This is a genomic window from Brevundimonas bullata (genome assembly GCF_003350205.1).
GTDB lineage: Bacteria > Pseudomonadota > Alphaproteobacteria > Caulobacterales > Caulobacteraceae > Brevundimonas > Brevundimonas bullata.
The window spans coordinates 1-21,630 of record NZ_QLLC01000040.1; the positions used below are offsets into that span (position 1 = coordinate 1).

The 21,630-nt window shown below is 68.8% G+C and carries 20 protein-coding genes; 4 read left to right on the plus strand and 16 right to left on the minus strand.

What is annotated here, in order from left to right:
* The first annotated feature begins 7 nt into the window (after window positions 1–7).
* Complete coding sequence (selD, locus tag DXK21_RS14450; RefSeq protein ID WP_114818480.1) at window positions 8–1,054, plus strand: selenide, water dikinase SelD; 1,047 nt, start codon at window positions 8–10, stop codon at window positions 1,052–1,054.
* Window positions 1,051–2,112 (plus strand): tRNA 2-selenouridine(34) synthase MnmH, encoded by a 1,062-nt coding sequence (mnmH, locus tag DXK21_RS14455; protein WP_114818481.1) that lies wholly within the window; start codon window positions 1,051–1,053, stop codon window positions 2,110–2,112. The genes selD and mnmH overlap by 4 nt, the downstream gene beginning before the upstream one ends.
* A 107-nt stretch (window positions 2,113–2,219) precedes the next feature.
* Here the strand turns inward: mnmH and DXK21_RS14460 are convergent, their stop codons facing one another.
* From DXK21_RS14460 to DXK21_RS14480, 5 genes are all read right to left on the minus strand, one after another.
* On the minus strand, window positions 2,220–2,528 hold the full coding sequence (locus DXK21_RS14460; protein ID WP_245945233.1) for an HPr family phosphocarrier protein: 309 nt from the start codon (window positions 2,526–2,528) through the stop codon (window positions 2,220–2,222).
* The gene (locus DXK21_RS14465) at window positions 2,525–2,929 is read right to left on the minus strand and encodes a PTS sugar transporter subunit IIA (protein WP_105564561.1); all 405 of its coding nucleotides are present in this window, start codon (window positions 2,927–2,929) and stop codon (window positions 2,525–2,527) included. The genes DXK21_RS14460 and DXK21_RS14465 overlap by 4 nt, the downstream gene beginning before the upstream one ends.
* A gap of 107 nt (window positions 2,930–3,036) precedes the next feature.
* Window positions 3,037–3,468 carry an HPr kinase/phosphorylase gene (locus tag DXK21_RS14470; protein WP_114818483.1) on the minus strand — a complete coding sequence of 144 codons (432 nt, stop codon included), beginning with the start codon at window positions 3,466–3,468 and terminating at the stop codon, window positions 3,037–3,039.
* A complete protein-coding gene (locus DXK21_RS14475) occupies window positions 3,465–5,075 on the minus strand; it encodes a stimulus-sensing domain-containing protein (RefSeq protein WP_114818484.1) in 1,611 nt (536 codons plus the stop codon). The genes DXK21_RS14470 and DXK21_RS14475 overlap by 4 nt, the downstream gene beginning before the upstream one ends.
* Window positions 5,044–5,748 carry a two-component response regulator ChvI gene (locus DXK21_RS14480; RefSeq protein ID WP_114818485.1) on the minus strand — a complete coding sequence of 235 codons (705 nt, stop codon included), beginning with the start codon at window positions 5,746–5,748 and terminating at the stop codon, window positions 5,044–5,046. The genes DXK21_RS14475 and DXK21_RS14480 overlap by 32 nt, the downstream gene beginning before the upstream one ends.
* A gap of 222 nt (window positions 5,749–5,970) precedes the next feature.
* Between DXK21_RS14480 and DXK21_RS14485 the strand changes: the two genes are divergently transcribed.
* On the plus strand, window positions 5,971–7,683 hold the full coding sequence (locus DXK21_RS14485) for a hypothetical protein (RefSeq protein WP_114818486.1): 1,713 nt from the start codon (window positions 5,971–5,973) through the stop codon (window positions 7,681–7,683).
* A 27-nt stretch (window positions 7,684–7,710) separates the two neighbouring features.
* On the opposite strand, the gene DXK21_RS14490 is transcribed toward DXK21_RS14485, so the two are convergent.
* From DXK21_RS14490 to ald, 7 genes are all read right to left on the minus strand, one after another.
* The gene (locus DXK21_RS14490; protein WP_114818487.1) at window positions 7,711–8,058 is read right to left on the minus strand and encodes a TFIIB-type zinc ribbon-containing protein; all 348 of its coding nucleotides are present in this window, start codon (window positions 8,056–8,058) and stop codon (window positions 7,711–7,713) included.
* A 138-nt stretch (window positions 8,059–8,196) separates the two neighbouring features.
* Window positions 8,197–9,417, minus strand: coding sequence for a BaiN/RdsA family NAD(P)/FAD-dependent oxidoreductase (locus DXK21_RS14495; protein WP_114818488.1), 1,221 nt, complete (start codon window positions 9,415–9,417; stop codon window positions 8,197–8,199).
* Window positions 9,418–9,454: 37 nt separating this feature from the next.
* Window positions 9,455–9,763, minus strand: a complete 309-nt coding sequence (locus DXK21_RS14500) for a GNAT family N-acetyltransferase (protein WP_114818489.1) — start codon at window positions 9,761–9,763, stop codon at window positions 9,455–9,457.
* Window positions 9,764–9,846: 83 nt separating this feature from the next.
* Window positions 9,847–12,567, minus strand: coding sequence for a TonB-dependent receptor plug domain-containing protein (locus DXK21_RS14505; RefSeq protein WP_114818490.1), 2,721 nt, complete (start codon window positions 12,565–12,567; stop codon window positions 9,847–9,849).
* Between the two features lie 133 nt (window positions 12,568–12,700).
* A complete protein-coding gene (gene polA / locus DXK21_RS14510; protein ID WP_114818491.1) occupies window positions 12,701–15,616 on the minus strand; it encodes a DNA polymerase I in 2,916 nt (971 codons plus the stop codon).
* A 214-nt stretch (window positions 15,617–15,830) separates the two neighbouring features.
* Window positions 15,831–16,886, minus strand: a complete 1,056-nt coding sequence (gene obgE / locus DXK21_RS14515) for a GTPase ObgE (protein WP_114818492.1) — start codon at window positions 16,884–16,886, stop codon at window positions 15,831–15,833.
* A 59-nt stretch (window positions 16,887–16,945) separates the two neighbouring features.
* Complete coding sequence (ald, locus tag DXK21_RS14520; RefSeq protein ID WP_114818493.1) at window positions 16,946–18,064, minus strand: alanine dehydrogenase; 1,119 nt, start codon at window positions 18,062–18,064, stop codon at window positions 16,946–16,948.
* Between the two features lie 149 nt (window positions 18,065–18,213).
* Between ald and DXK21_RS14525 the strand changes: the two genes are divergently transcribed.
* The gene (locus DXK21_RS14525; RefSeq protein ID WP_114818494.1) at window positions 18,214–18,720 is read left to right on the plus strand and encodes a hypothetical protein; all 507 of its coding nucleotides are present in this window, start codon (window positions 18,214–18,216) and stop codon (window positions 18,718–18,720) included.
* A 72-nt stretch (window positions 18,721–18,792) separates the two neighbouring features.
* Here the strand turns inward: DXK21_RS14525 and DXK21_RS14530 are convergent, their stop codons facing one another.
* The 4 genes from DXK21_RS14530 to nepR form a co-directional block, all read right to left on the minus strand.
* Window positions 18,793–18,930: an entericidin A/B family lipoprotein gene (locus tag DXK21_RS14530; RefSeq protein WP_114818495.1), complete on the minus strand. Its 138-nt coding sequence runs from the start codon at window positions 18,928–18,930 to the stop codon at window positions 18,793–18,795.
* 80 nt (window positions 18,931–19,010) lie between these two features.
* Window positions 19,011–20,741 (minus strand): sensor histidine kinase PhyK, encoded by a 1,731-nt coding sequence (gene phyK, locus DXK21_RS14535; protein WP_211306048.1) that lies wholly within the window; start codon window positions 20,739–20,741, stop codon window positions 19,011–19,013.
* 3 nt (window positions 20,742–20,744) lie between these two features.
* Window positions 20,745–21,353, minus strand: a complete 609-nt coding sequence (locus DXK21_RS14540; protein WP_114818496.1) for a sigma-70 family RNA polymerase sigma factor — start codon at window positions 21,351–21,353, stop codon at window positions 20,745–20,747.
* Window positions 21,350–21,556 carry an anti-sigma T factor NepR gene (gene nepR, locus DXK21_RS14545; protein WP_114818497.1) on the minus strand — a complete coding sequence of 69 codons (207 nt, stop codon included), beginning with the start codon at window positions 21,554–21,556 and terminating at the stop codon, window positions 21,350–21,352. Before nepR ends, DXK21_RS14540 begins: the two co-directional genes overlap by 4 nt.
* Between the last annotated feature and the right edge of the window lie 74 nt (window positions 21,557–21,630).

Sequence of the window (21,630 nt, forward strand, 5' to 3'; positions counted from 1 at the left end):
CGGGGGCATGACCCAAGCAGAACCCAGACTGACGACCCTGGCCCATGGCGGCGGTTGCGGCTGCAAGATCGCGCCCGACGTGCTCCAATCCATCCTGGTCGGCGCGCCCCAGGCGGCGCCCTTCGCCAATCTGATGGTGGGGGCCGAGACGTCTGACGATGCGGCGGTGTGGCGGCTGAACGACGACCAGGCCCTGGTGGCCACGACCGACTTCTTCATGCCCATGGTCGACGACCCGTTCGACTTTGGCCGGATCGCCGCCGCCAACGCCCTGTCCGACGTCTACGCCATGGGGGCGACGCCGATCTTCGCCCTGGCCATCGTGGGCATGCCGGTGGGCAAGCTGTCGGTCCAGACCATCGGCCGGATCTTGGAGGGCGGGGCCTCGGTCTGCGCCACGACGGGCGTGCCGGTCGCGGGCGGCCATTCCATCGACAGCGTCGAACCGATCTACGGCCTGGTCGCCCTGGGCCTGGTTCACCCTGATCGGGTCCTGACCAATCGCCGGTCCCAGCCGGGCGACGTGCTGATCCTGACCAAGGCCCTGGGCGTGGGCGTGCTCAGCGCCGCCTTCAAGCAGGAACGGTTGGACGCGGCGGGCTATGCCGCCCTGATGGCCTCGACGACGCAGTTGAACACGCCCGGCCCGCGTCTGGCGACCATGCCCGAGGTTCATGCCGTGACGGACGTGACCGGCTTCGGCCTGCTGGGTCATGCGCTGGAGATGGCGCGTGGCGCCGGCGTCGCCGTCGAGCTGGAGCTGACGGGACCGGCCTATCTGGCGGGCGCCGAGGACCTGGCGGCGGCGGGGGTGCGGACCGGGGCGTCCGTGCGCAACTGGGCGGCCTATGGGGAGGCGGTCACGACGCCGTCGGCTCTGCCCGAATGGCGGCGCGATCTGCTCAGCGACCCCCAGACCTCGGGCGGCCTGTTGATCGCGGTCGCGCCCGAGGGCGCCGAGGCCGTGATGCAACTGGTCCAGAGCCTGGGCTTCGCCTCGGCCCGGCGGGTCGGTCGGGTGCGCGAAGGCGCGCCCTCGGTGGTCGTGGTTTGACGACGCGGCTGAGCGCCGATGTCGGCCGCGAGGCCCTGGCGCGCTACGACGCCATCATCGACGTGCGCAGTCCGGGCGAGTTCGCCAAGGATCACCTGCCGGGCGCGATCAACCTGCCGGTCCTGAACGACGCCGAGCGGGCCGAGGTCGGAACCGTCTATGTGCAGCGCTCCAAATTCCTGGCGCGTCGACTGGGCGCGGGCCTGGTCGCGCGCAACATCGCCGATCATCTGGAGGGCGCGCTGGCGGATCGGGACGGCGGTTTCCAGCCCCTGGTCTATTGCTGGCGCGGCGGGCAGCGGTCGACGGCGATGACGACCGTGATGGACCAGGTCGGCTGGCCGGTGACGCGTCTGGACGGCGGCTATCAGACCTGGCGGCGTCAGGTTGTGGCGCGTCTGTATGAGCCGGAAACGGCCCCGGCGCCTCGCCTTGTCCTGCTGGACGGCCTGACCGGCAGCGGCAAGACCGCGGTGCTTTCCCGTCTGGCCGCGCACGGCGTGCAGAGCCTGGACCTGGAGGCTCTGGCCGAGCATCGGGGCTCGCTGTTCGGAGGGACCGGCGTGGCCCAGCCGTCTCAGAAACTGTTCGAGACGCGGCTGCTGGCGGCGCTTGACGGGCTGGACCCGGCGCAGCCCATCGTGGTCGAGGCGGAGTCCAGCCGTATCGGTCGGCTGGCCCTGCCGCCGATCCTGTGGTCGGCGATGAAGGCCGCGCCGCGCCTGGTGCTGAATGCGCCGATCACCGCGCGTGTGGCGCGGGTGCTCGAGGACTACGCCGCCCTGGACCACGACGCCGAGGCGCGAGACACGGCGCTGCGCCGCCTGCCGAGCCATCACAGTCGAGAAACCGTCGAGGCCTGGCGTCAGCTGTCGCGCGCCGGCGATCTGCGCGCCCTGGCGACGGCCCTGATGCAGGACCACTATGACCCCGCCTATCGCCGCGCCGCGCGCGATGACGCCCGACCGAACCTCGGTGAGATCCTGCTGTCGGGCTGCGGGGGCGATGATCTGGATCGCGCCGCCGCTGCGGTGGCCCAGGCTGTACACAGGCTTTAGCCGCGGATTTCAGTTCTGGCTTTTTTGTTGAGCCTGCGGGGCGGGCCGCCTGGCCCTGGTGTTCCAACCCTGTAGATCACCGGGACGGTCTGAGGCCGGTCGGGGGCCTACTGGTCTTCGTCGAACTTGCGGGCGACCAGGTCGCTGAGGGCTTCGATGGCTTCGGCGGCGTCGGGGCCTTCGGCCTCGATGTCGACGCCGCAGCCGATGCCGGCGCCCAGCATCAGCAGGCCCATGATCGAGCGGGCGTCCACGGTGACGCCGTCGCGGGTGACGCGGATTTCCGATTCGAAGCTGGAGGCCAGCTTGACGAACTTGGCCGAGGCGCGGGCGTGCAGGCCGCGCTGGTTGCAGATGCCGACCGTGACCTGGATCGGTCCCTGAACGGTCCCCTGCTGCATGGGAGTGTCGGTCATTTCTCGCCCGCCAGAACCCAAGACGCCACCGAGATGTATTTGCGCCCGGCGTCCTGCGCATGGGCGACGCAGGTCTCCAGGCTTTCGCGGGTGCGCACGCTGGCCAGCTTGATCAGCATGGGCAGGTTCAGCCCGGCGATGACCTCGGCGTGGGTCTGCTCCATCACGGAAATCGCCAGGTTGGAGGGCGTGCCGCCGAACATGTCGGTCAGCAGGATGACGCCGTCGCCGTCGTTCACGGCTGCGGCGGCGTCGACGATGTCGCGGCGCCGCCGCTCCATGTCGTCCTCGGGGCCGATGCAGATCGCGGCCACGCCCCGTTGAGGGCCGACCACATGCTCCATCGCCGCCAGAAACTCGGAGGCCAGGCCCCCGTGAGTGACGATCACCAGCCCGATCATGAAGGCTTCACCAAGACAATCCGCCCCGCACCGCTGTCCTCAGCGAACGCCCTGAGGCGTCCAGACTGATCTGCAAGCCGGCCTTCATAGGCCAATCGCGCGCCGGTTCAAAGAGCGGCCAGCGCGGTTGCGACGACCTGACCTGCCGAAGCCGGGCGCGGGTCCAGCCGCAGCTGTGGAATCGAGATGCCGTCCCAGGTCCAGGCGGCGGCCTCCGGCAGGCGCTCGACGGCCTCGTGGGTGCAGGCGACGGCCAGCCTGATCCGGGCCAGGGGCCACAGCGACGCGGCGACGATGCCCAGGCCGCGCACCTCGATCTTGCCCGTGATCGTCGCGGGCGCGGCGGCGTAGAGGGCGCCGTCAGAGGCCCAAAGATGGGTCCAGTCGTCGGCGATCAGACGCCAGCCCTGACCGATCAGACGCAGGGCCAGATCGCTCTTGCCGACGCCCGACGGACCCTGGATCAGGACGCCGCGCCATCCGGCGGGCGTATGGCGGGCCACGGCGGTGGCGTGCAGCGGTTGCATCGGCTGGGTCATGGACGTCGTCCAGCCAGGGGCAGAAGCACCTCGAAGCGGGCGCCGACGACCTGGCCGTCCCCATCGACGCGGTTCTCGGCGTGGACCCGGCCCCCATGGGCGTCGACGATCTGGCGCACGATGGACAGGCCCAGACCCGAGTTGGCGCCGAAGGCCGTGCCCTTGGGCCGCGAGGTGTAGAAGCGCTCGAACACGGTCTCGAGGTTTTCCGCTGGAATGCCGGGGCCGTCGTCCTCGACGCGGATGCGCAAGGGCAGGTCGGGGCGGCTGTCGTCGCGTTCCAGACGCACGCGGACCTCGCCGTCAGCCGGGCTGAACGAGCGGGCGTTGTCGATCAGGTTGCGGAACACCTGGCCCAGGGGAATGTCGCGGCCCAGCACCCGCGCGGCCTCGCCGGTCGAGGCGAAACGGACCATGGCCTCGCCGGGCTTCTGTCCGCCCTCGTAGACGGCGACGATGTCGCCCAGCAGTTCGTTCAGGTCGATCAGGCGCGGGCGGTCGCGCGACAGTTCCGCGTCCAGACGCGAGGCGTTGGAGATGTCGGTGATTAGCCGGTCCAGACGCCGCACGTCCTGTTGCAGCAGGTTGGTCAGCCGCGCCCTCTGCTCGTCGGTCTTGACCAGGGGAAGGGTCTCCAGCGCCGAGCGGATTGACGTCAGGGGGTTCTTGATCTCGTGGCTGACGTCGGCGGCGAAGCGTTCGATGGCGTCCATGCGCGTCGACAGGGTGTCGGTCATGGACTCCAGGGCGCGGGCCAGGTCGCCGATCTCGTCCTTGCGGTCCTCCAGGTCGGGCAGGGAGATGGCGCGGGCGCGTTGCAGGCGCACCTGATCCGCCGCCGCCGACAGCCGCATGACGGGCCGGGCCACGAACAGGTGCAGCACCAGGGCCGACAGCAGGTTCACCGCCAGGGCCACCAGGGCGAAGGGGGTCAGGGCGCGGCGCTGCGCGGCCAGGGTTTCGTCGACGTCGCCGGCTTCCAGCGTCAGCACGCCCAGCACCTGCTGGACATGGCGCACCGGCAGGGAGACCGAGACGACCCGGTCGCCGTTCTCATTGCGGCGGATGTCGGCCTGGGGCTCGCCTTGCAGGGCGCGCTCGACCTCGGCGGACAGTTCGGCGTTGGCGCGCTTCACCCGCGCGGTTTCGCGCGGCGACGGCTCGCTGGGCGCCAGGGCCGTGCCAGCGGGATTGGCGGGGGGCAGGGCCTCGCCCGGAATGGCGTCTGTGACGGCGAAGCTGTCCGAGACCAGCAATCCGTCCTGATCGTACAGGCGCGCGCGCTGGCCCTCGGGAATGAAGTTGTCGCGCAGCCACAGCCCCGCCGCGCCGGGGTCCAGCATGGGATAGGGTTCGCCCTGGGTGATGCCCAGTTCGCCCAGCACATTGGCCAGAAGCTTGGCCTGCACCGACAGGGATTCCTGGCGCGCTTCGATCAGGCCGCGCTGCCATTCGTTCAGGGCCAGGGCCCCGCCGAACAGGATCAGCAGGCTGAGCAGGTTGAGGGCCAGGATGAAGCCGCCGAGGCGCGACCCGCCGAAGCGGAATCGACGCCGCGGCCGGCCGTCCTCGATCTCAGCTTTCGCGGTAGCGGTAACCGACGCCATACAGGGTCTCGATCGCGTCGAACTCGGGATCGACCACCCGGAACTTCTTTCGCATCCGTTTGACGTGGCTGTCGATGGTGCGATCATCGACATAGACCTGATCGTCGTAGGCGGCGTCCATAAGACTGTCGCGGCTCTTCACGAAACCGGGGCGCTGGGCCAGGGCCTGAAGCAGCAGGAACTCGGTGACGGTCAGCTTGACCGGCTTGCCTTCCCAGGTGCTCTCGTGGCGGGCCGGGTCCATCGACAGCTTGCCGCGCTTGATGGCCTTGCCGGCGGCTTCTGCGGCGGTCTCGACCTCGCCGCCGTCGGCGCCGGTGCGGCGCAGCAGGGCCTTGACCCGTTCGATCAGCAGACGCTGGCTGAAGGGCTTGTGGATATAGTCGTCGGCGCCGAGGTTGAAGCCGAGGATCTCGTCGATCTCCTCGTCCTTGGACGTCAGCATGATGACGGGAATCTGCGAGGTCTGACGCAGGCGGCGCAGCACCTCCATGCCGTCCATGCGCGGCATCTTCACGTCCAGGATCGCCAGATCCGGGGGCGTGGTCTCCAGCGCCTCGAGACCCGAAGCGCCGTCATGATAGGCCGTGACCTTGTGGCCGTGGCTTTCCAGAGCCAGGGACACGGAGGCGACGATGTTCTCGTCGTCGTCGACCAGAGTGATGTTGGCCAAGGGCTTCTCCTGAGTGCGGGCGGCGGTGGTCGTTCGATCATCCGTCGCGTGTTGATGGCTCAACGCGCGACAAGCGTAACCGTTCTATCCCATCGGGGTGACATTACGGCCACAGCAAATGGTTCGCCAGAGCCTGTCTTTCAACCTTGGCCGGGAAAAGGCGAAACCTCGCCTTAAAGCCTGTCGGCGCAGGGTGGCGGCCAGTTCCGCGTGAAAGACGCCATGGCCGGTCCGGTTCACTACGAAATCTATGTCCGCAAGACGCCGCCGTCGTCCTGGTCGCTGTCGATGGCGACCGAGGACCGCAAGCTGGCGGTCGAGACGGCCGAAGACCTGCTGCGCGACGGTCAGGCCTGCGCCGTGCGCGTGACCAAGGAGACCCTGGACCCCGACACCATGGAGTTCGCCAGCGTCACCGTCCTGACGCGCGGCGCGCCCGAGGTGAAGCGCAAGCCCAAGATCCAGGACGACCGGACCGGACCGGGCTGTCGCGGCGTGCAGGACCTCTATACCCCCCACGCGCGCGACCTGATCGGTCGGGTGCTGGAGGACTGGCTGACCCGTCAGGGGGCGACGACCTTCGAACTGCTGCATCGCCCCGATCTGGCTGAGCGGCTCGAGGCCTCGGGCGTCGAGCTTCAGCACGCCATCCAGAAGGTCGCCGTGCCGGAGGCCCAGGCCACGGGTCAGGTGGTGCATGATCTGGTGCGCCATTACCAACGCCTCTCCGAACAGGCGATCGAACGGCTGTTGCGGGCGGGACGACGCGGCGAGTTTCCCGGTCTGGCCGAACGCTCGGTCGCCGACGTGGCGCATCGGCTGAGCGGATCGTCGGACCGCGCCTTCATCATGGGCGGTGTCGTCGCCGGGGCCTTGAAGGGGTTGAAGGGCGCGCGGGCGCGTCTGGACCGGCTGATGGACCTGTGCGACCGCGCCCCGTCCGAGGGCCCGCCGCGGGCCCTGGTCTTCGTGCCGGTCGAACAGATCCTGTGCGAACTGTTCGGCTCGCGCGCCAGTCTGGCCCAGATCGTCGGCCCGGCCCTGGATCAGGGCTCCAGCCTGGCGGCCGTGGTGCGCATGGTGGCCCCGCGTGAGATTGCCGCCCTGATCGCGCGCGATCCGAAGCTGGCCGTTCTGGTCCCGCCGGTCGAGGGCGGGCCGGCGCGTCTGGGCGAGCGGCTGGCGGCGGGCGAGTTCCCCCTGCTGGCGGCGTCGCTGGCGCGGATGGTGGTGCGCGAACTGATGAGCCAGCGTCGCCTGCGTCCCGGCGACGCCGAGGGCGAGATCGACATCCTGCGCGCCCTGGCCATGACCCTGACCGCCACGGCGGGCCGTTTGCTGACGCTGGAAGAGGTGCAGACCGCCTTCAGCGAGCGCTCCAAAAGCCTGGTCACAGCCGACTTCGTCGCCGCCTATGTACGCGGCTGTCCCACGGCGCTGCGTGAGGCCGAGCGGCTGGCGCGACTGTGCGAAAACGTCACCGGCGGGGCCAACAAGCGCTCGGCGGCGCGCTGGCTGGACGCCTGCGTCACCTCGTTGCGCTTCGAGACCGAGATGCGGACCCTCAATCAGACCACGGGCCAGAAGCTGATGGCGCTGAGCGGCCTGCAGCGCGCGGTCGGCAAGGCCGCCCTGTCGGACCGGGACCGCGACGCCATCGTCACGGCCCTGGGCCTGGTCGGCGGCTCGGTCGAAGCGGACGCCAAGCTGACCGCCCAGATCGTCCGCGCCCCGGCCCCTGCGCCGCAGAAGCTGGCGGCCCTGCTGCGGCTAGCGGCGGGCGAGACCGGCCCCACCGGCCCGGTGGCCGACCGGGCCAAGGCCGAGGCGATCAAGCTGTTCCGCTCGCCCGAGGTCCGCGCCGCCCTGGGCGCGGCGCCCGAAGCGTTGCAGACGCTGCGGCCCCTGATGCAGGCGGTCGGCCTCGCGGCCTGAGTTTGGCCGCCCAGGCCGCGGCGCCGATCAGTCGAAGATGTCGAAGATGTCCATCCGCTTTTTCTTTTTGTAGTAGCCGCCGTCGCGGTGACGGTCGTCGTCCTTGTAGCGCGGCGGCTCGCGATAACCCTGCGGCTGGCCGCCGCCCCATGGCTGCTGATGGGGCTGCTGCATGGGTTGCTGCTGGAGCGGTTGCTGATAGGTCGGCTGCGGTGCGGCGGCGCGACCCTCCTCGGCGGCGCTCGCCATCAGCTTTTCAAGTTCGCCGCGATCCAGCCAGACGCCGCGGCAGGTCGGGCACATGTCGAATTGGACGCCGTTGCGGTCCAGCGTCTGCATGGCGGCGTTGTCGTTGGGGCACATCAATAGGGGCATAGGGTCCTCAGGGTCGAATGATGCGGTCCGACATCACGCCGCTTTCGCCGCGCCAGAGGGGCCCGTCCCGCTGCGACGAAAACTAGGGAGGGCCCGCCCGCCTCACAACGTGCGCAGACGCCGCAGGGGGCTGTGTTCCTAGCAGCTCTGCCCGGCGGCCCAGCCCGACGACCAGGCCCATTGGAAGTTGTAGCCGCCCAGCCAGCCGGTCACGTCGACCACTTCGCCGATGAAGAAGAGGCCGGGGACGGTTTTGGCCTCCATCGTCTGCTGGTCCAGGGCGGCGGTGTCGACCCCGCCCAGCGTCACCTCGGCGGTGCGATAGCCCTCCGACCCGACCGGCTTGACCGTCCAGGCGTTGACCGTCTCGGCCATGGCCCGCAGCTTCTTGTCGCCTATCTCGGCCAGCTTGCCGGCCAGACCCTCGCGGGCGCAGATGACCTCGGCCAGACGGCGGGGAATGATGTGGCCCAGGGCCGTGTGCACAGCCTGCTTGCCGTTCTCGGTCTTGGCCGCCAGCATCCGGGCGGCGACGTCTTCGCTCGGCGCCATGTTGACGGTGATGGCCTCGCCTTCGCGCCAATAGGAGCTGATCTGCAGGATCGACGGGCCGGACAGGCCGCGGTGGGTGAACAGCATGGCCTCCTTGAACTGGGGCCTATCGCCCTTCGGGCTGCTTGAGGCCGAGTTGGGGGCGGTTTTGACGATGGCGTCCACGGCCACGCCCGCCAGCGGAACCAGTTGCTCCAGCAGGGTCGGCTCGAAGGTGAGGGGAACAAGCGCGGGCCGCGTCTCGGTCAGCCGCAGGCCGAACTGGCGCGCCACCTCATAGCCCCAGCCGGTTGAGCCCATCTTGGGGATGGACTTGCCGCCGGTGGCCACGACCAGCGAGGCGGCCGAAACGCAGGTTCCGTCGTCCAGCGCCACCTCGAAACGGTCGCCGCTGCGGCTGATCGCGGTCACGCCCAGGCCCAGCGACAGGGTCACGCCCGCCGCCTTCATCTCGTCCGTCAGCATACGGATGATCTGCTTGGCGCTGTCGTCGCAGAACAGCTGGCCCAGGGTCTTCTCGTGCCAGGCGATGCCGTGGCGCTCGACCATTTTCAGGAAGTCGTGCTGGGTGAAGCGCTTCAGCGCCGACAGGGCGAAGCGGGGGTTCTCGCTCAGGAAGTTCGCCCCGCTGGTCCCCAGATTGGTGAAGTTGCAGCGTCCGCCGCCCGAGATGCGGATCTTCTCGCCGGGCGCGCGGGCGTGGTCGATGACGCGCACGCGGCGGCCGCGCTTGCCCGCCTCGATGGCGCACATCATGCCGGCCGCGCCGGCGCCGACGATCAGGACGTCCAGGGTCTCGTTCTTCATCGCCCCGCCCTAGCAGGCGCGGCCGCCTGAGGCGACCTTAGAGACCCAGCGCGGCGCGATACGACGGATGCACCAGCTCGGCGTATTCCGGGTGCTTCTTCAAGTAGCCGGCGAAGAAGGGGCAGGTCGGCAGGATGACCAGGCCGCGCGCCTTCAGGTCGGCCAAGACGTGTTTCGCCATCCGGCTGGCGATGCCGCGTCCCTCCAGCGGGATCGGCACGATGGTCTCGGTGATCAGCAGGCCGCCCGCGACCGGGTTGTAGATGACCACGGCGGTTTCACCCTCCACGGTCAGCTCGTAGCGCCGGGCCTCGGCGTTGTCGTGGATCTCGGGGTCGAGGCTCATGGTCCGCTCCTGCTGCCGGAAACCAAAGCCTAGCCCTGTCGTCGGGAAAAGGGGAGGGGACGTCGCCGCCCCCTCCCGTCCTATTAGAAGCTGTAGTCCAGCTGGACCCAGGTCTGACGGCCGTAGATGTCGTACCAGCCGATCGAATAGTTCGGCCAGCCGCCGGTGCGGTCCTCGGGATAGCGGTCGGCGATGTTGTTCATGATCACCGAGACCGAGGCCTTGTCGTTGACGCGATAACGGACGCTGGCGTTGAACACGGCGTAGGGATCGCGCTCCGAGGCATAGTCATTGGTCGGAATGGTCCCGTAGCGGACGCCGTAGAGGGTGGTCGTCCACGGCCCGACGTCCCAGGTGACGCTGCCCGACATGCGGTCACGCCAGTCCGACTGACGCGACAGGTCGCGCAGATAGTCGAAGGTCGGGTCGCCCTCGAACTGCTGGTATTCGTGCTCCAGAACCTTGGTGTAGGTCAGGCTGCCGCTCAGCCGTCCGTAACGCTCGAAGTCGTGGCGGGCGTTGACGGTGGCGTCGAAGCCGCGCGTCGTCTCGCTGGCCGCGTTGATCGGATTGACCGTGATGCGCGTCACCTGGTTCGGATTGATGGCCGCATCGCCCGGATTGCGCGCAACCCGTCCGACATAGTTTAGGCAAAGGGCCGAGGTCGGATCGACCGTCCCGCCGCTGGGCGTGCGGCCAATGCGGCAGTCGGCCTCGGTGCGCAGGATGATGTCCTCGCTCAGCGACGTGACCTGCTGGCTGATCTCCAGATCATAATAGTCGAACTGGATGTCGAAGGCCTTGCTGGGCGTCCAGACGAAGCCGGCGGTGAAGGACTTGCCCTTCTCCGGCTGCAACTCGGCGTTTCCGCCGCGCGTGAAGTCCATGTTGTACTGGATGTCGCAGCTGGAATAGTCCTGCTCCTCCAGACGGCACTGATAATAGTCCGTCACGCCGGGATAGTAGCCGCGCGTCTCGGTGGCGAAGATGTAGTTCATGTCCGGGGCGCGGAAGCTGGTCGAATAGCTGGAGCGCAGCATCAGGCTGGGGATGGGCCGGTACTGCAGGCCCAGGCTGTAGGTGGGGCTGTCCACCGACTCGCCCCGGTATTCGTAGCGGTCGTAGCGGCCGGCGACCGTGGCGGTCAGCTGGTCCAGGATCGGCACGCGCAGTTCCAGACCCGCCGCCTGACGCTTGCGCTCGCCGCCCGAGGGCTGCGACCCGCTGGTGTTCCAGGCGACGCCGTTGTTCAGGCGCGCGTCGGGCTGGTTCTTGTAGCCCTGCTCGCCGATCTCGACGACGGCGGCGGCTTGCAAGGCCCCTGCCGGAAGCTGCCACAGGTCGCCGTCCACCGAGAGGGTGAAGTCCTGCAGCCAGGAGGTGTTGTGGTCGGTGAAGCGGTCGGCCACCGTGCCGAACTCCCCCGAGGTCAGGGGCGTGTAGAGGCGGTTGGCGGCGGGCGCATAGACCGGCTGGGTCGTGCCGGCGACGTCGCGCGTCCCCTGCTGGGCGCCCAGGAAGAAGGCGTCGATCCCGGTCAGCAGCCGCACGCGGCTCTGATCGCTGACGTATTCCGAGCGGTTGAAGGCGGCCTCATAGCGCCAGTCGCCAATGTGGCCGCGCACGCCCAGGACCGCGTTCCAGTTCTCCTCGTCGTAGCGGTTGCCGACGCCGAAGGCGCCGCCCGTCTCCTCGGGCGTAAGCACCCGGTTCCAGGTTTCCAGCCGCCCGGCCGTGTCGTTCCAGAAGGTCTTGTTCCAGCTCAGCGAGCGCACGACGTTGTCGACCTGGGTCTTGCCGTACAAGAACTCGCCGAACAGTTCCGCATCATCGTTCAGGCGATAGGTCAGGCCCAGATAGGCGTTGCCCGACTCCTTCTGCGTCTGGATCGTGCGCGTGCTGTAGAAGGCGTCGCTGCCGCAGTAGGAACCGCCGCTGGCCGCGACCACGCGCTCGACCGTGCCGCCCTGCAAGGCGCCCAGGCCCTCGCACAGGCCGGCGGGCGGATCATAATAGGCGCGGGTGATCGGGTTGCGGTTCGAGAACAGGGCCGGCGGAACCACGCCCGGCTCGGCGTAGCGGGTGAAGGATTGGCTGATCTCGCGGTCGCCCCAGAAGATGGCGTCGCGCCGGCTGTATTCCAGGCTGCCGACCACATCCAGACGGTCCCAGCTGCGACCGCCCGACAGTTGCGCACGCCAGTTCTCGCCGCCGCCCTGTTCGGTGCCGCCATAGCGCAGCGAGGCGTCGAAGCCGTCGGTCTTCTGCTTCAGTTTGATATTGACCACCCCGGCGATGGCGTCCGAGCCGTAGATGGCGCCGGCGCCCCCGGTCAGGACCTCGATCCGGTCGACCACGGCGTTGGGCAGGTTGGCCAGGTTCACCGCATTGACCGAGCCGTTGTAGGCCGACGGATACTCCGCCACCCGTCGCCCGTTCAGCAGCACCAGGGTGTGGTTGGGGCCGAGGCCGCGCAGCGAGATGACGTTGGCCGCCGGGGTGAAGGTGGCGCCGAAATCTTCGCCCTGGACCGAGCCGGTGTTCTGGGTCGCCTGGCTCAGGGCGTCGAAGACGCTGCGGAAGCCGCGCGTGTCGATGGCCTCCCCGGTCAGGACCGAGACGGGGGCGACGCCCTCCAGATCGACGCGGCGGATGCGCGAGCCGGTGACGACCACCTCGTCGACCGTGGCGACGGCCTCGGGTTCGGGCGCCTCCACCGGCGCCGGGGCGGATTGGGCGAAGGCGGGGACGGCCGCCGTCAGGGCAATAGCGGCGACCGACAGCCGCAGCAGACTCTTTTTCACAACTGAACCTTGTTCTTGGAGGGATGTTCCAAGTGGTCAAGGTTTAGGCAAAATTTTCACCCCGAACAGCCGTGATCGCTGCGCGTTTCTTTTAGAAGTTTGCAGCGATTAGAGAGAAACGCTCAACGCTGGATCAGTGCGCCTCGTCCCAGTTGGAGGCGGCCTTGGCCTCGACCACCAGAGGCACGCTGAGGGCCACGGCGGGGTCGGCGGCGCCTTCCATGATCTTGCGCACCACGACCAGGGCGCGCTCGGCCTCGGCTTCGGGGGCTTCGAAGATCAGTTCGTCGTGGACCTGCAACAGCATGCGGGTCTTCAGCCCGGCCTCGGCCAGGGCGGCGGGCATGCGGATCATGGCGCGGCGGATGATGTCGGCGGCGGCGCCCTGAATCGGGGCGTTGATGGCGGCGCGTTCGCCGAACTGGCGCTCGGCGCCTGACTTGGAATGGATGGCCGGGATATGGATGCGACGCCCGAAGACGGTGGTGACGAAGCCGTCGGCCTTCACCTGGGTCTTGGTCTTGTCCATGTAGGCGCGGATGCCGGGGAAGCGCTCGAAATAGGTCTTGATATAGGCCCCGGCCTCGCCCTGATCGATGCCGAGCTGAGCCGCCAGACCGAAGGCCGAGATGCCGTAGACGATGCCGAAGTTGATCGCCTTGGCCCGGCGGCGGGTTTCCGACGGCATGCCCTCGACCGGCACGCCGAACATCTCCGACGCGGTGGCGGCGTGAATGTCGAGGCCCGCCTTGAAGGCGCGCTTCAGCTCGGGGATGTCGCCGATATGGGCCAAGAGGCGCAGCTCGATCTGGCTGTAGTCGGCGCTGATCAGCACATGGCCCGGCGAGGCGATGAAGGCCTGACGGATCAGGCGGCCGGTCTCGGTGCGGATGGGGATGTTCTGCAGGTTGGGATCGGAGGAGGCCAGACGCCCCGTCGTCGCCGCCGCCAGCTGATAGGAGGTGTGCACCCGGTGCGTCGTCGGGTCCGAGGCCGCGACCAGGGCGTCGGTATAGGTGCCCTTGAGCTTCGACAGTTGGCGCCAGTCCAGGATGGCGCGCGGCAGGTCGTGCGTCAGGGCCAGTTCTTCCAGCACGCTGGCCTCGGTGCCCCACTGGCCGCTGGCGGTCTTCTTGCCGCCGGGCAGGTTCATCTCGCCGAAGAGAATTTCGCCGATCTGACGCGGGCTGCCGACGTTGAAGGGCCGGCCCGCCAGCTTGTGCGCCTGCTCCTCCAGCTCGGCCATGCGCTGACCGAAGGTCGAGGACAGGGAGCGCAGACGGTCGGGATCGACCCGCACCCCGTTCAGCTCCATGTCGGCCAGAACGGCGGGCATGCCCCGTTCCAGCGTCTCATAGACCGTGGTCAGGCGCTCGCTCGCCAGACGCGGCTTGAGCAGCCTGTAGAGCCGCAGGGTCACATCCGCGTCCTCGGCGGCGTAGCAGGTCGCGGGCTTCAACTCGACGTGCTTGAAGCTTTTCTGGCTCTTGCCTGCGCCCGCCACGCTCTTGAACGGGATGGTCTCGTGGCCGAGGTGCAGGCGCGCCAGTTCATCCATGCCGTGGCCGTGCAGCCCGCCTTCGAGGACGTAGCTGATCAGCATGGTGTCCTCGATCGGGGACACGCGGATGCCGCGCCGGGCCATGACGGCGAGGTCGTATTTGATGTTCTGGCCCACCTTCAGCACCGCGGGGTCTTCCAGCAGGGTCTTGAGCCGTTCCAGGGCGGTGGGCTTGTCGATCTGGGTCAGCGGCTCGCGAACCTCGCCCTGGGCCGGTTCCAGACCGAAGTCGAAGCCGCCGCTGAGGCCTGCGTCGCCGCTCGGCTCATGGTCATGGGTCAGCGGAATATAGCAGGCCTCGTTCGGGCCGACCGCGATAGAGACGCCGCACAGGCCCGCATGGGTGGCCGACAGGGCGTCGGTCTCGGTGTCGAAGCCGATGACGCCGGCGGCGCGGGCGCGGGCGATCCAGCGGTCCAGATCCTCCAGCGTCTGCACGCACTCGTACTTGTCGCGGTCGAAGTCGTGGACCGCGTCGGGCGTCGCAACCTCGGTCTGACCATAGCGCGGCGTAGCGACCGGGGCCGAGGGCTGACGGGCGAAGGCCGAGCCCTCCTTTTGCGGCGCCTTGCCGTCGCCGACGCGGCGCAACAGGGAGCGGAACTCCATCCGCTCCAGAAACTCCGACAGCACCGCCGGGTCGGGATCGCGGATCAGGAAGTCGTCGACCGCCTCCGGCGCCGGGGCGTCGCAGGTCAGGGTCACAAGCTCGCGCGACAGACGGATCTGGTCGGCGAAGGCGATCAGGGTCTCGCGCCGCTTGGGCTGCTTGATCTCGCCCGCGCGGGCCAGAAGCGTGTCGAGGTCGCCGTATTCGTGGATCAGCTGGGCCGCCGTCTTCGGCCCGATGCCGGGGGCGCCGGGGACGTTGTCGACGCTGTCGCCGATCAGGGCCTGGACCTCGACCACCTTGTCCGGGGTGACGCCGAACTTCTCGAACACGGCCTCCTCGTCCAGGCGCTTGTCCTTCATCGGGTCGTACATGACGACGCCGTTCCCGATCAGCTGCATCAGGTCCTTGTCGGAGCTGACGATGACCGCCTCGCCGCCCATGTCGCGGACCTTGCAGGCATAGGTGGCGATCAGGTCGTCGGCCTCATAGCCGGCCAGTTCGACGCCGTGCACGCCGAATGCGGCCGTCGCCTCGCGCACCAGGGGAAACTGCGGCACCAGATCCTCGGGCGCCGGCGGGCGGTGGGCCTTGTACTGATCATAGAGGGTGTTGCGGAAGGTCTTTTCCGAGTGGTCGAAGACGGCGACCAGATGGGTCGGGCCGTCTTCGCCCTTCATGTCGCGGATCAGCTTCCACAACATGTTGCAGTAGCCCTGCACCGCCCCGACGGGCAGGCCGTCCGACTTGCGCGTCAGGGGCGGCAGGGCGTGATAGGCGCGGAAGATATAGGCCGAGGCGTCGATCAGCCACAGCCGGGGCGGCGGTCCGTCCTGGGTCAGGGGGCGGGCGGCGGATTCGATGGGCGCGTCGGTCATGGCGCGAACATAGGGGGCGGCGACCGTCGCGTCATCTGTGCTTCCGCTTTCCTCCCCACTGTGTGGGGAGGGGGACCACGAAGTGGTGGAGGGGGCGGCGCGAGATCCGACTTTCAAGCGCGAGAAAGGCAAAGGGCGGCGTCGCCCCCTCCGTCACCTCGCCTGCGGCGACGCGCCACCTCCCCATGAAATGGGGAGGAAAGCCGGGGCTTGCTTAAGGCGCCCAGCCGCCCGGCGTCTCGGGAACGACGTCGTCGCCTTCGACGACGATCTCGCCGCGGGTCTGGCGGACCTCGGCCCAGGCGGCGCGCAGCAGCTCGGTCACGCCTTCGCCCGACACGCCCGACACCAGGAAGGGCGTCTTGCCCGAGGCTTCCTTAAGCGCGGCGACCTTTTCCTCGCGTTCCTCGGGCGACAGGGCGTCGATCTTGTTCAGGGCCAGCAGCTCGACCTTGTCGGCCAGGCCTTCGCCGTAAGCGTCCAACTCGCCGCGAATGATGCGGTACGCCTCGGCCACGTCTTCCTGCGTGCCGTCGATCAGGTGGATCAGGCTGGCCGAACGCTCGACGTGACCCAGGAAGCGGGTGCCCAGGCCGGCGCCCTCGTGCGCGCCTTCGATCAGGCCGGGAATGTCGGCGATGACGAAGCGTTCCGACGGGCTCAGATCCACCACGCCGAGGTTGGGCGTCAGGGTGGTGAAGGGATAGTCCGCCACCTTGGGCTTGGCCGCCGAGACCGCCGCGAGGAAGGTCGACTTGCCGGCGTTGGGCAGGCCGGCCAGACCGATGTCGGCGATCAGCTTCAGCCGCAGCCAGATCCAGCGCTCCTGGAACTCCTGGCCGGGGTTGGCGTAGGCCGGCGCCTGGTTGGTCGGGCCCTTGAAGCGGGTATTGCCCCAGCCGCCGTTGCCGCCGGACAGCAGCTTCACCTTCAGCCCCGGCTTGTCCATGTCGAGCAGGACGGTTTCCTTGTCCTCGTCCAGCACCTGGGTGCCGACCGGAACGCGCAGGACCACGTCGTCGCCCTTGCCGCCGTGCATCTGGCGGCCCTGGCCGTGATGGCCGGTCTGGGCCTTGAAATGCTGCTGGTAGCGGAAGTCGATCAGGGTGTTCAGCCCGTCAGCGGCCTCGACCCAGACGTCGCCGCCCTTGCCGCCGTCGCCGCCGTCCGGGCCGCCGTTGGGGATGAACTTTTCACGTCGGAACGAGACGGCGCCGGCGCCGCCGGCGCCCGAGCGAATGTAGATCTTGGCCTGGTCGAGGAACTTCATGGGCGCCTTATGACCGAAGAGAGCGGCGATTTACAGGCCAGTGAAGGCCGCGCGTGATTCTACCCCCGCGCCCAGACGCCGAAGGGATCGCTCCACGACAGCCCGAGCGCTTCGGCCACGGCGGGATAGGTGATCTCGCCCTTCAGCACGTTCAGGCCGCGCGCCAGATGCGGGTCCTGCTTGAGGGCCGCCAGACCCTTGTCCGCCAGGGCCAGGCCGAAGGGCAGGGTGGCGTTGGTCAGGGCCTCGGAACTGGTGCGCGGCGCCGCGCCGGGCATGTTGGCGACGCAGTAGTGGACCACGCCGTCGACGACATAGGTCGGGTCTTCGTGGGTCGTAGGCTTCGAGGTCTCGAAGCAGCCGCCCTGGTCGATGGCCACGTCGATCAGGACGCTGCCGGGCTTCATGGATTTCAGCTGGTCGCGGCGGACCAGGGTCGGGGCCTCGGCGCCGGGGACCAGGACCGCCCCGATGACCACGTCGGCCTTGACCAGTTCCTCCTCGATGGCGCCGATGGAGGAATAGCGGGTGATGACCCGCCCGCCGGTCAGTTCGTCGATCTCGCGCATCCGGGGGATGGACCGTTCCAGCACCACCACCTCGGCGCCCAGGCCCATGGCCATGCGCGCGGCGTTCAGCCCCACGACCCCGCCGCCCAGCACCAGCACCCGCGCAGGGGCCACGCCCGGCACGCCGCAGAACAGCAGGCCCATGCCGCCGTTGTGCTTCAACAGGGTCTCGGCGGCGGAGAAGACGGCGATGCGCCCGGCCACCTCGGACATGGGCGCCAGCAGGGGCAGGCCGCCGTTCCTGTCCGTCACCGTCTCATAGGCGATGGCGGCGCATTTCGACGCCAGGAGGCCCTTGGTCTGCTCGGGATCGGGCGCCAGATGCAGATAGGTGAAGAGGATATGGTCTTCGCGCAGCCGCGCCCATTCGACGGGTTGCGGCTCCTTGACCTTCACGATCATGTCGCTGTCGTTGAAGACGGTTTCGGCGTCGGCGACGATGGTCGCGCCCGCCTTGACGTAGTCGGCGTCGGTGAAGCCCGCGCCCAGCCCGGCGCCGGTCTCGATACGGACCTCATGGCCATGGGCGACGTATTCGCGCGCGGCGGTCGGGGTCAGGCCTACGCGATGTTCGTTGGTCTTGATTTCGCGGGGTACGCCGACGCGCATGGGTTTCGTCCCTGAGTTCGCGCCCCTCTGAGCGGGGCCGTGCGAAGCTAAACCTGACCTTTGGGAACGCCTAGACCGTAACGCTGAAATTCGAACTTGTGTGCGGTCCGGCCGGTCCCCACCTTCAAAGCCAAGGTTGCGGGGGGATCATGTCGGACGATCATGAGGTGATGTTGTGGTGCGGGCTGGCGCTGACGGCGGGGCTCGTCGCCGCGCCGGGGCTGTTGACCGGCGGCTTTCCATTATTGCCGCTTTTCCTGGCGGTGGTCGGAATGGCCTGTTCGGCGCACCGGCCGAGCCGCAGGTTCGTGATGGAGAAGACGGGCGAGGCGTTCAGCGGTAGTCGAATCCGGTCGCTGATCATCGTCTTCGGCGCGATCATGATGATCCAGATTCTCCCGGTGGAGTTGGCCCTGCTGATGGCCGGCGACGTTCTGGCCTATGTCGAGCTGGTCGCCGCAGTCAGCCTGATTGCGGGAAGGGCGCGCTGGCCCGTGGTCAAGGCGCGCCTGGTCCTTAGCGGTCAGAGGGCGGCCAGGATGATCTGGCGTCCCGTCGCGCGGGCCCGTCGTGCGGTCTTTCACCGGCGCCCGGGTCGCCCGGCCGCTGGCGACCCGGATGGGCCAGCGGACGCTGGGACCTGGGCTTTCGCCTGAGGCCCTGCGCGGCAGGCGCAAAAAATCCCCGCCGCCGGTGAGGGCGACGGGGATTGATCGGTCGTCGAAGTCTTAGTTCTTGGCGTCGCGGGCGGCGCCTTCGACGGCGGAGCCAGCGGCCTGGGTGTCCTTGCCGACGCCGGCCACGGTGTTGCAGGCGGCGGTGGTCAGCAGGGCGGCGGCAGCGGCGAGTACGAACAGTTTGCGCATGGGTCGGCTCCAGTGAAGAGGGCAGGGTGTCGGGAGACGCCCCTCGCACAAGAAACGCGATGGCGTGGCCAAGGTTCCTGTCAAGCTGACAAAGAGTGGCTGGCCTGGGGCGCTTCGGGCGTCGGGAAGGTCAGGCGGGCGATAGAGCCGCCGCCCGGCGCCTCAAGCATTTCGGCCTGGCCGCGCAGCTGTTTGGCGAAGGCGCTCATCAATGTGCGGCCCACGCCTGTGGAGTCGCGGTCGCCCATGCCCGGTCCGTCGTCCTGGACCTCCAGAACGCTGGTGTCGCCCGCGACCTTGAAGCGGACCTTCAGGTCGCCGCCGCGCCCGGCGAAGGCGTGCTTCTGGGCGTTGGAGACGGCCTCGACCAGCCACAGGGCCACGGGGGCCAGTCGGTCAGGATCAATGATCAAGGCGTCGGCCTCGACCGAACTCGTGACCAGCGGGCCGCGCATGGCCTCACCCGCGATCAACTGCCCGACCAGTTCCGTCAGGAAGGTGCGCGAGTCCGCCTCGCGGATGTCCTCGCTCTGGTAGAGGGTGCGATAGATCAGGGCCAGGGCCGTGATCCGCTGGCGTGTGTCGCCCAGGGCCGAGCGCGCCGCCGGGTCCGTCACCGCCCGCTGCTGCATCGACAGCAGGGACGAGATGATCTGCAGATTGTTCTTCACCCGGTGGTGGATCTCGCGCATCAGCGCGTCCTTCTCGTCCAGCGAGTCCAGCAGGGCCTTGTCGCGGGTCGTGATGGTTTCGCCCAGCGCGCCCAGGGTGCGGGCCAGGGTGCGGATCTCGGCGGGGGCGTGTTCAGCCTGAACCGGCCGCACCGAGAAGCGCCCCTTCGCATAGATGGAGGCCACCCGCTCCAGATAGACCAGCCACCGAATGACGATCCGCTCGGACAGCAGCATGACGGCCAGGAAGGCCACCAGCCAGGCCGCCAGCGGCAGCAGGAAGGTGCCGATCGGGTTCAGCCGCGCCCACGACAGCAGGCCCGAGGTCGGCGCCGCCAGCAGGACGAACAGATCGCGCCCGGCCAGATTAGTCCCGGCGTAGACATGCCTGCGCCCCTTGGCGTCCCGCGCCTCGAACAGGGCGGCCTGGCCCTGCTGGGCGCGCCGGGTCCAGGTCGCGCCCTTGTCGTCGACGATGGCGAAGGTCGACGGGTCGGTCGCGACCAGGACGCGGCCGTCGGCGTCGGTCAGGGCGGCCTGGGAGCCGGTCGGCAGGGCGGGGTCTTGAATATCGGGCTGCAGGGCCGTCAGCGGGATCACCGCCGCGATCGCGCCCTGAAACGCGCCCAGCGGACGTTCCGAACGAACGGCGACGATCAGCGATCCCGGCGCATCAGGGGCGCGGACCATGACCACGTCCTCGCCGTTCCTCAGCCGCTGATACCAGTCCTGGCTGCGCACCTCGGCGGAAGGTCGCTCGCTGTCGCTGCTGCGGGACGCGCAGACGGGCTCCCCGGTCGCGCTGTAGCGCTGCAGGGCCGACAGGCCGTCCAGCCGCGACACCAGGGCCGTCAGGCGCGGTTCGCAGTAGAAGCCGGCAGCCTCCGGGGCCAGGGCCTGCAACAGGACGACAGTGCTGTCGATCCGCGCCTTGGCCTCGGTGGCGCTGCGTTCGGCGGCCAGTTGCAGGTCGATGCGACGGTCATCCGCCTGGCGACGGAATTCGGCCTGGGTCTGGACGCCGCTGAGCACCAGGATCGGCAGCAGGGCGGCCGCCATGGCCAGCCCCATGCGGAAGCGGATGCCCTGAACGCTGGGACGGCCGAGCTTGCGCGCCCATGGGCGGCCGAACCGCAGCATGCCTCAGCTTTGCCTGGCGCCGCTCAGGCGGTCGGCGTCGGCCAGGATGGAGCGCATGGCGTCGCCGGCCGCCTTGCCGTCGCGGCCATAGCCGCCGCGTTCCAGCGTGGCCGCCAGGGCCTTGCGGGCGCGCGACACGCGGCTCTTCACCGTGCCGACGGCGCACTGGCAGATTTCAGCGGCCTCTTCGTAGGCGAAGCCACCGGCGCCGACCAGGATCAGGGCTTCGCGCTGTTCCTCGGGCAGGGTCTTCAGGGCCTGACGCAGTTCGTCCAGGGCGACGGGCGCCTCGGGATCGTCGACCGCCACCAGGGTCCGCTCGGCGGCTTCCTGATCCAGCTGGGTCTGACGCCACGAGCGGCGCTTCTCCGAATAGAACTGGTTGCGCAGGATCATGAAGGTCCAGGCCTTCATGTTCGTGCCCATCTGATAGCTGGCCCGGGCGTCCCAGGCCTTCATCATGGCTTCCTGCGCCAGGTCGTCGGCAGCCGTGGGGTCGCCGGTAAGGGTCCGGGCGAAGGCGCGCAGATGAGGGATGAGCGTCACCAGTTCCTTCTTGAAACCATCGTCATCGGCGGAGGGCGGTTTAGGCGGGGCGCCGGTGCTGCTCACTGGCCCTCCTTGGTCGACGACCGCTCGTCGGCCCGCCGCAGGATGTCCAGGAATTCGTCGGGAACGGGCTCGTTCACCACCTGGTCGAACATATGGCGCAGCTTCACGCCGATGGCCTGCTGGCGCAGGCGCACCTCTTCCAGACCCTGGTCCCGGGACGCTGGCGCGTCAGGACGCGGGTTGGTTTCCTTAGTGTTGATCATGGAGTTCCGGCCGCCACCCAAGCCTAGGTGGTGTGGACAAAGTGCCTGACCCACAAGCGGATTGAAGCGACGAG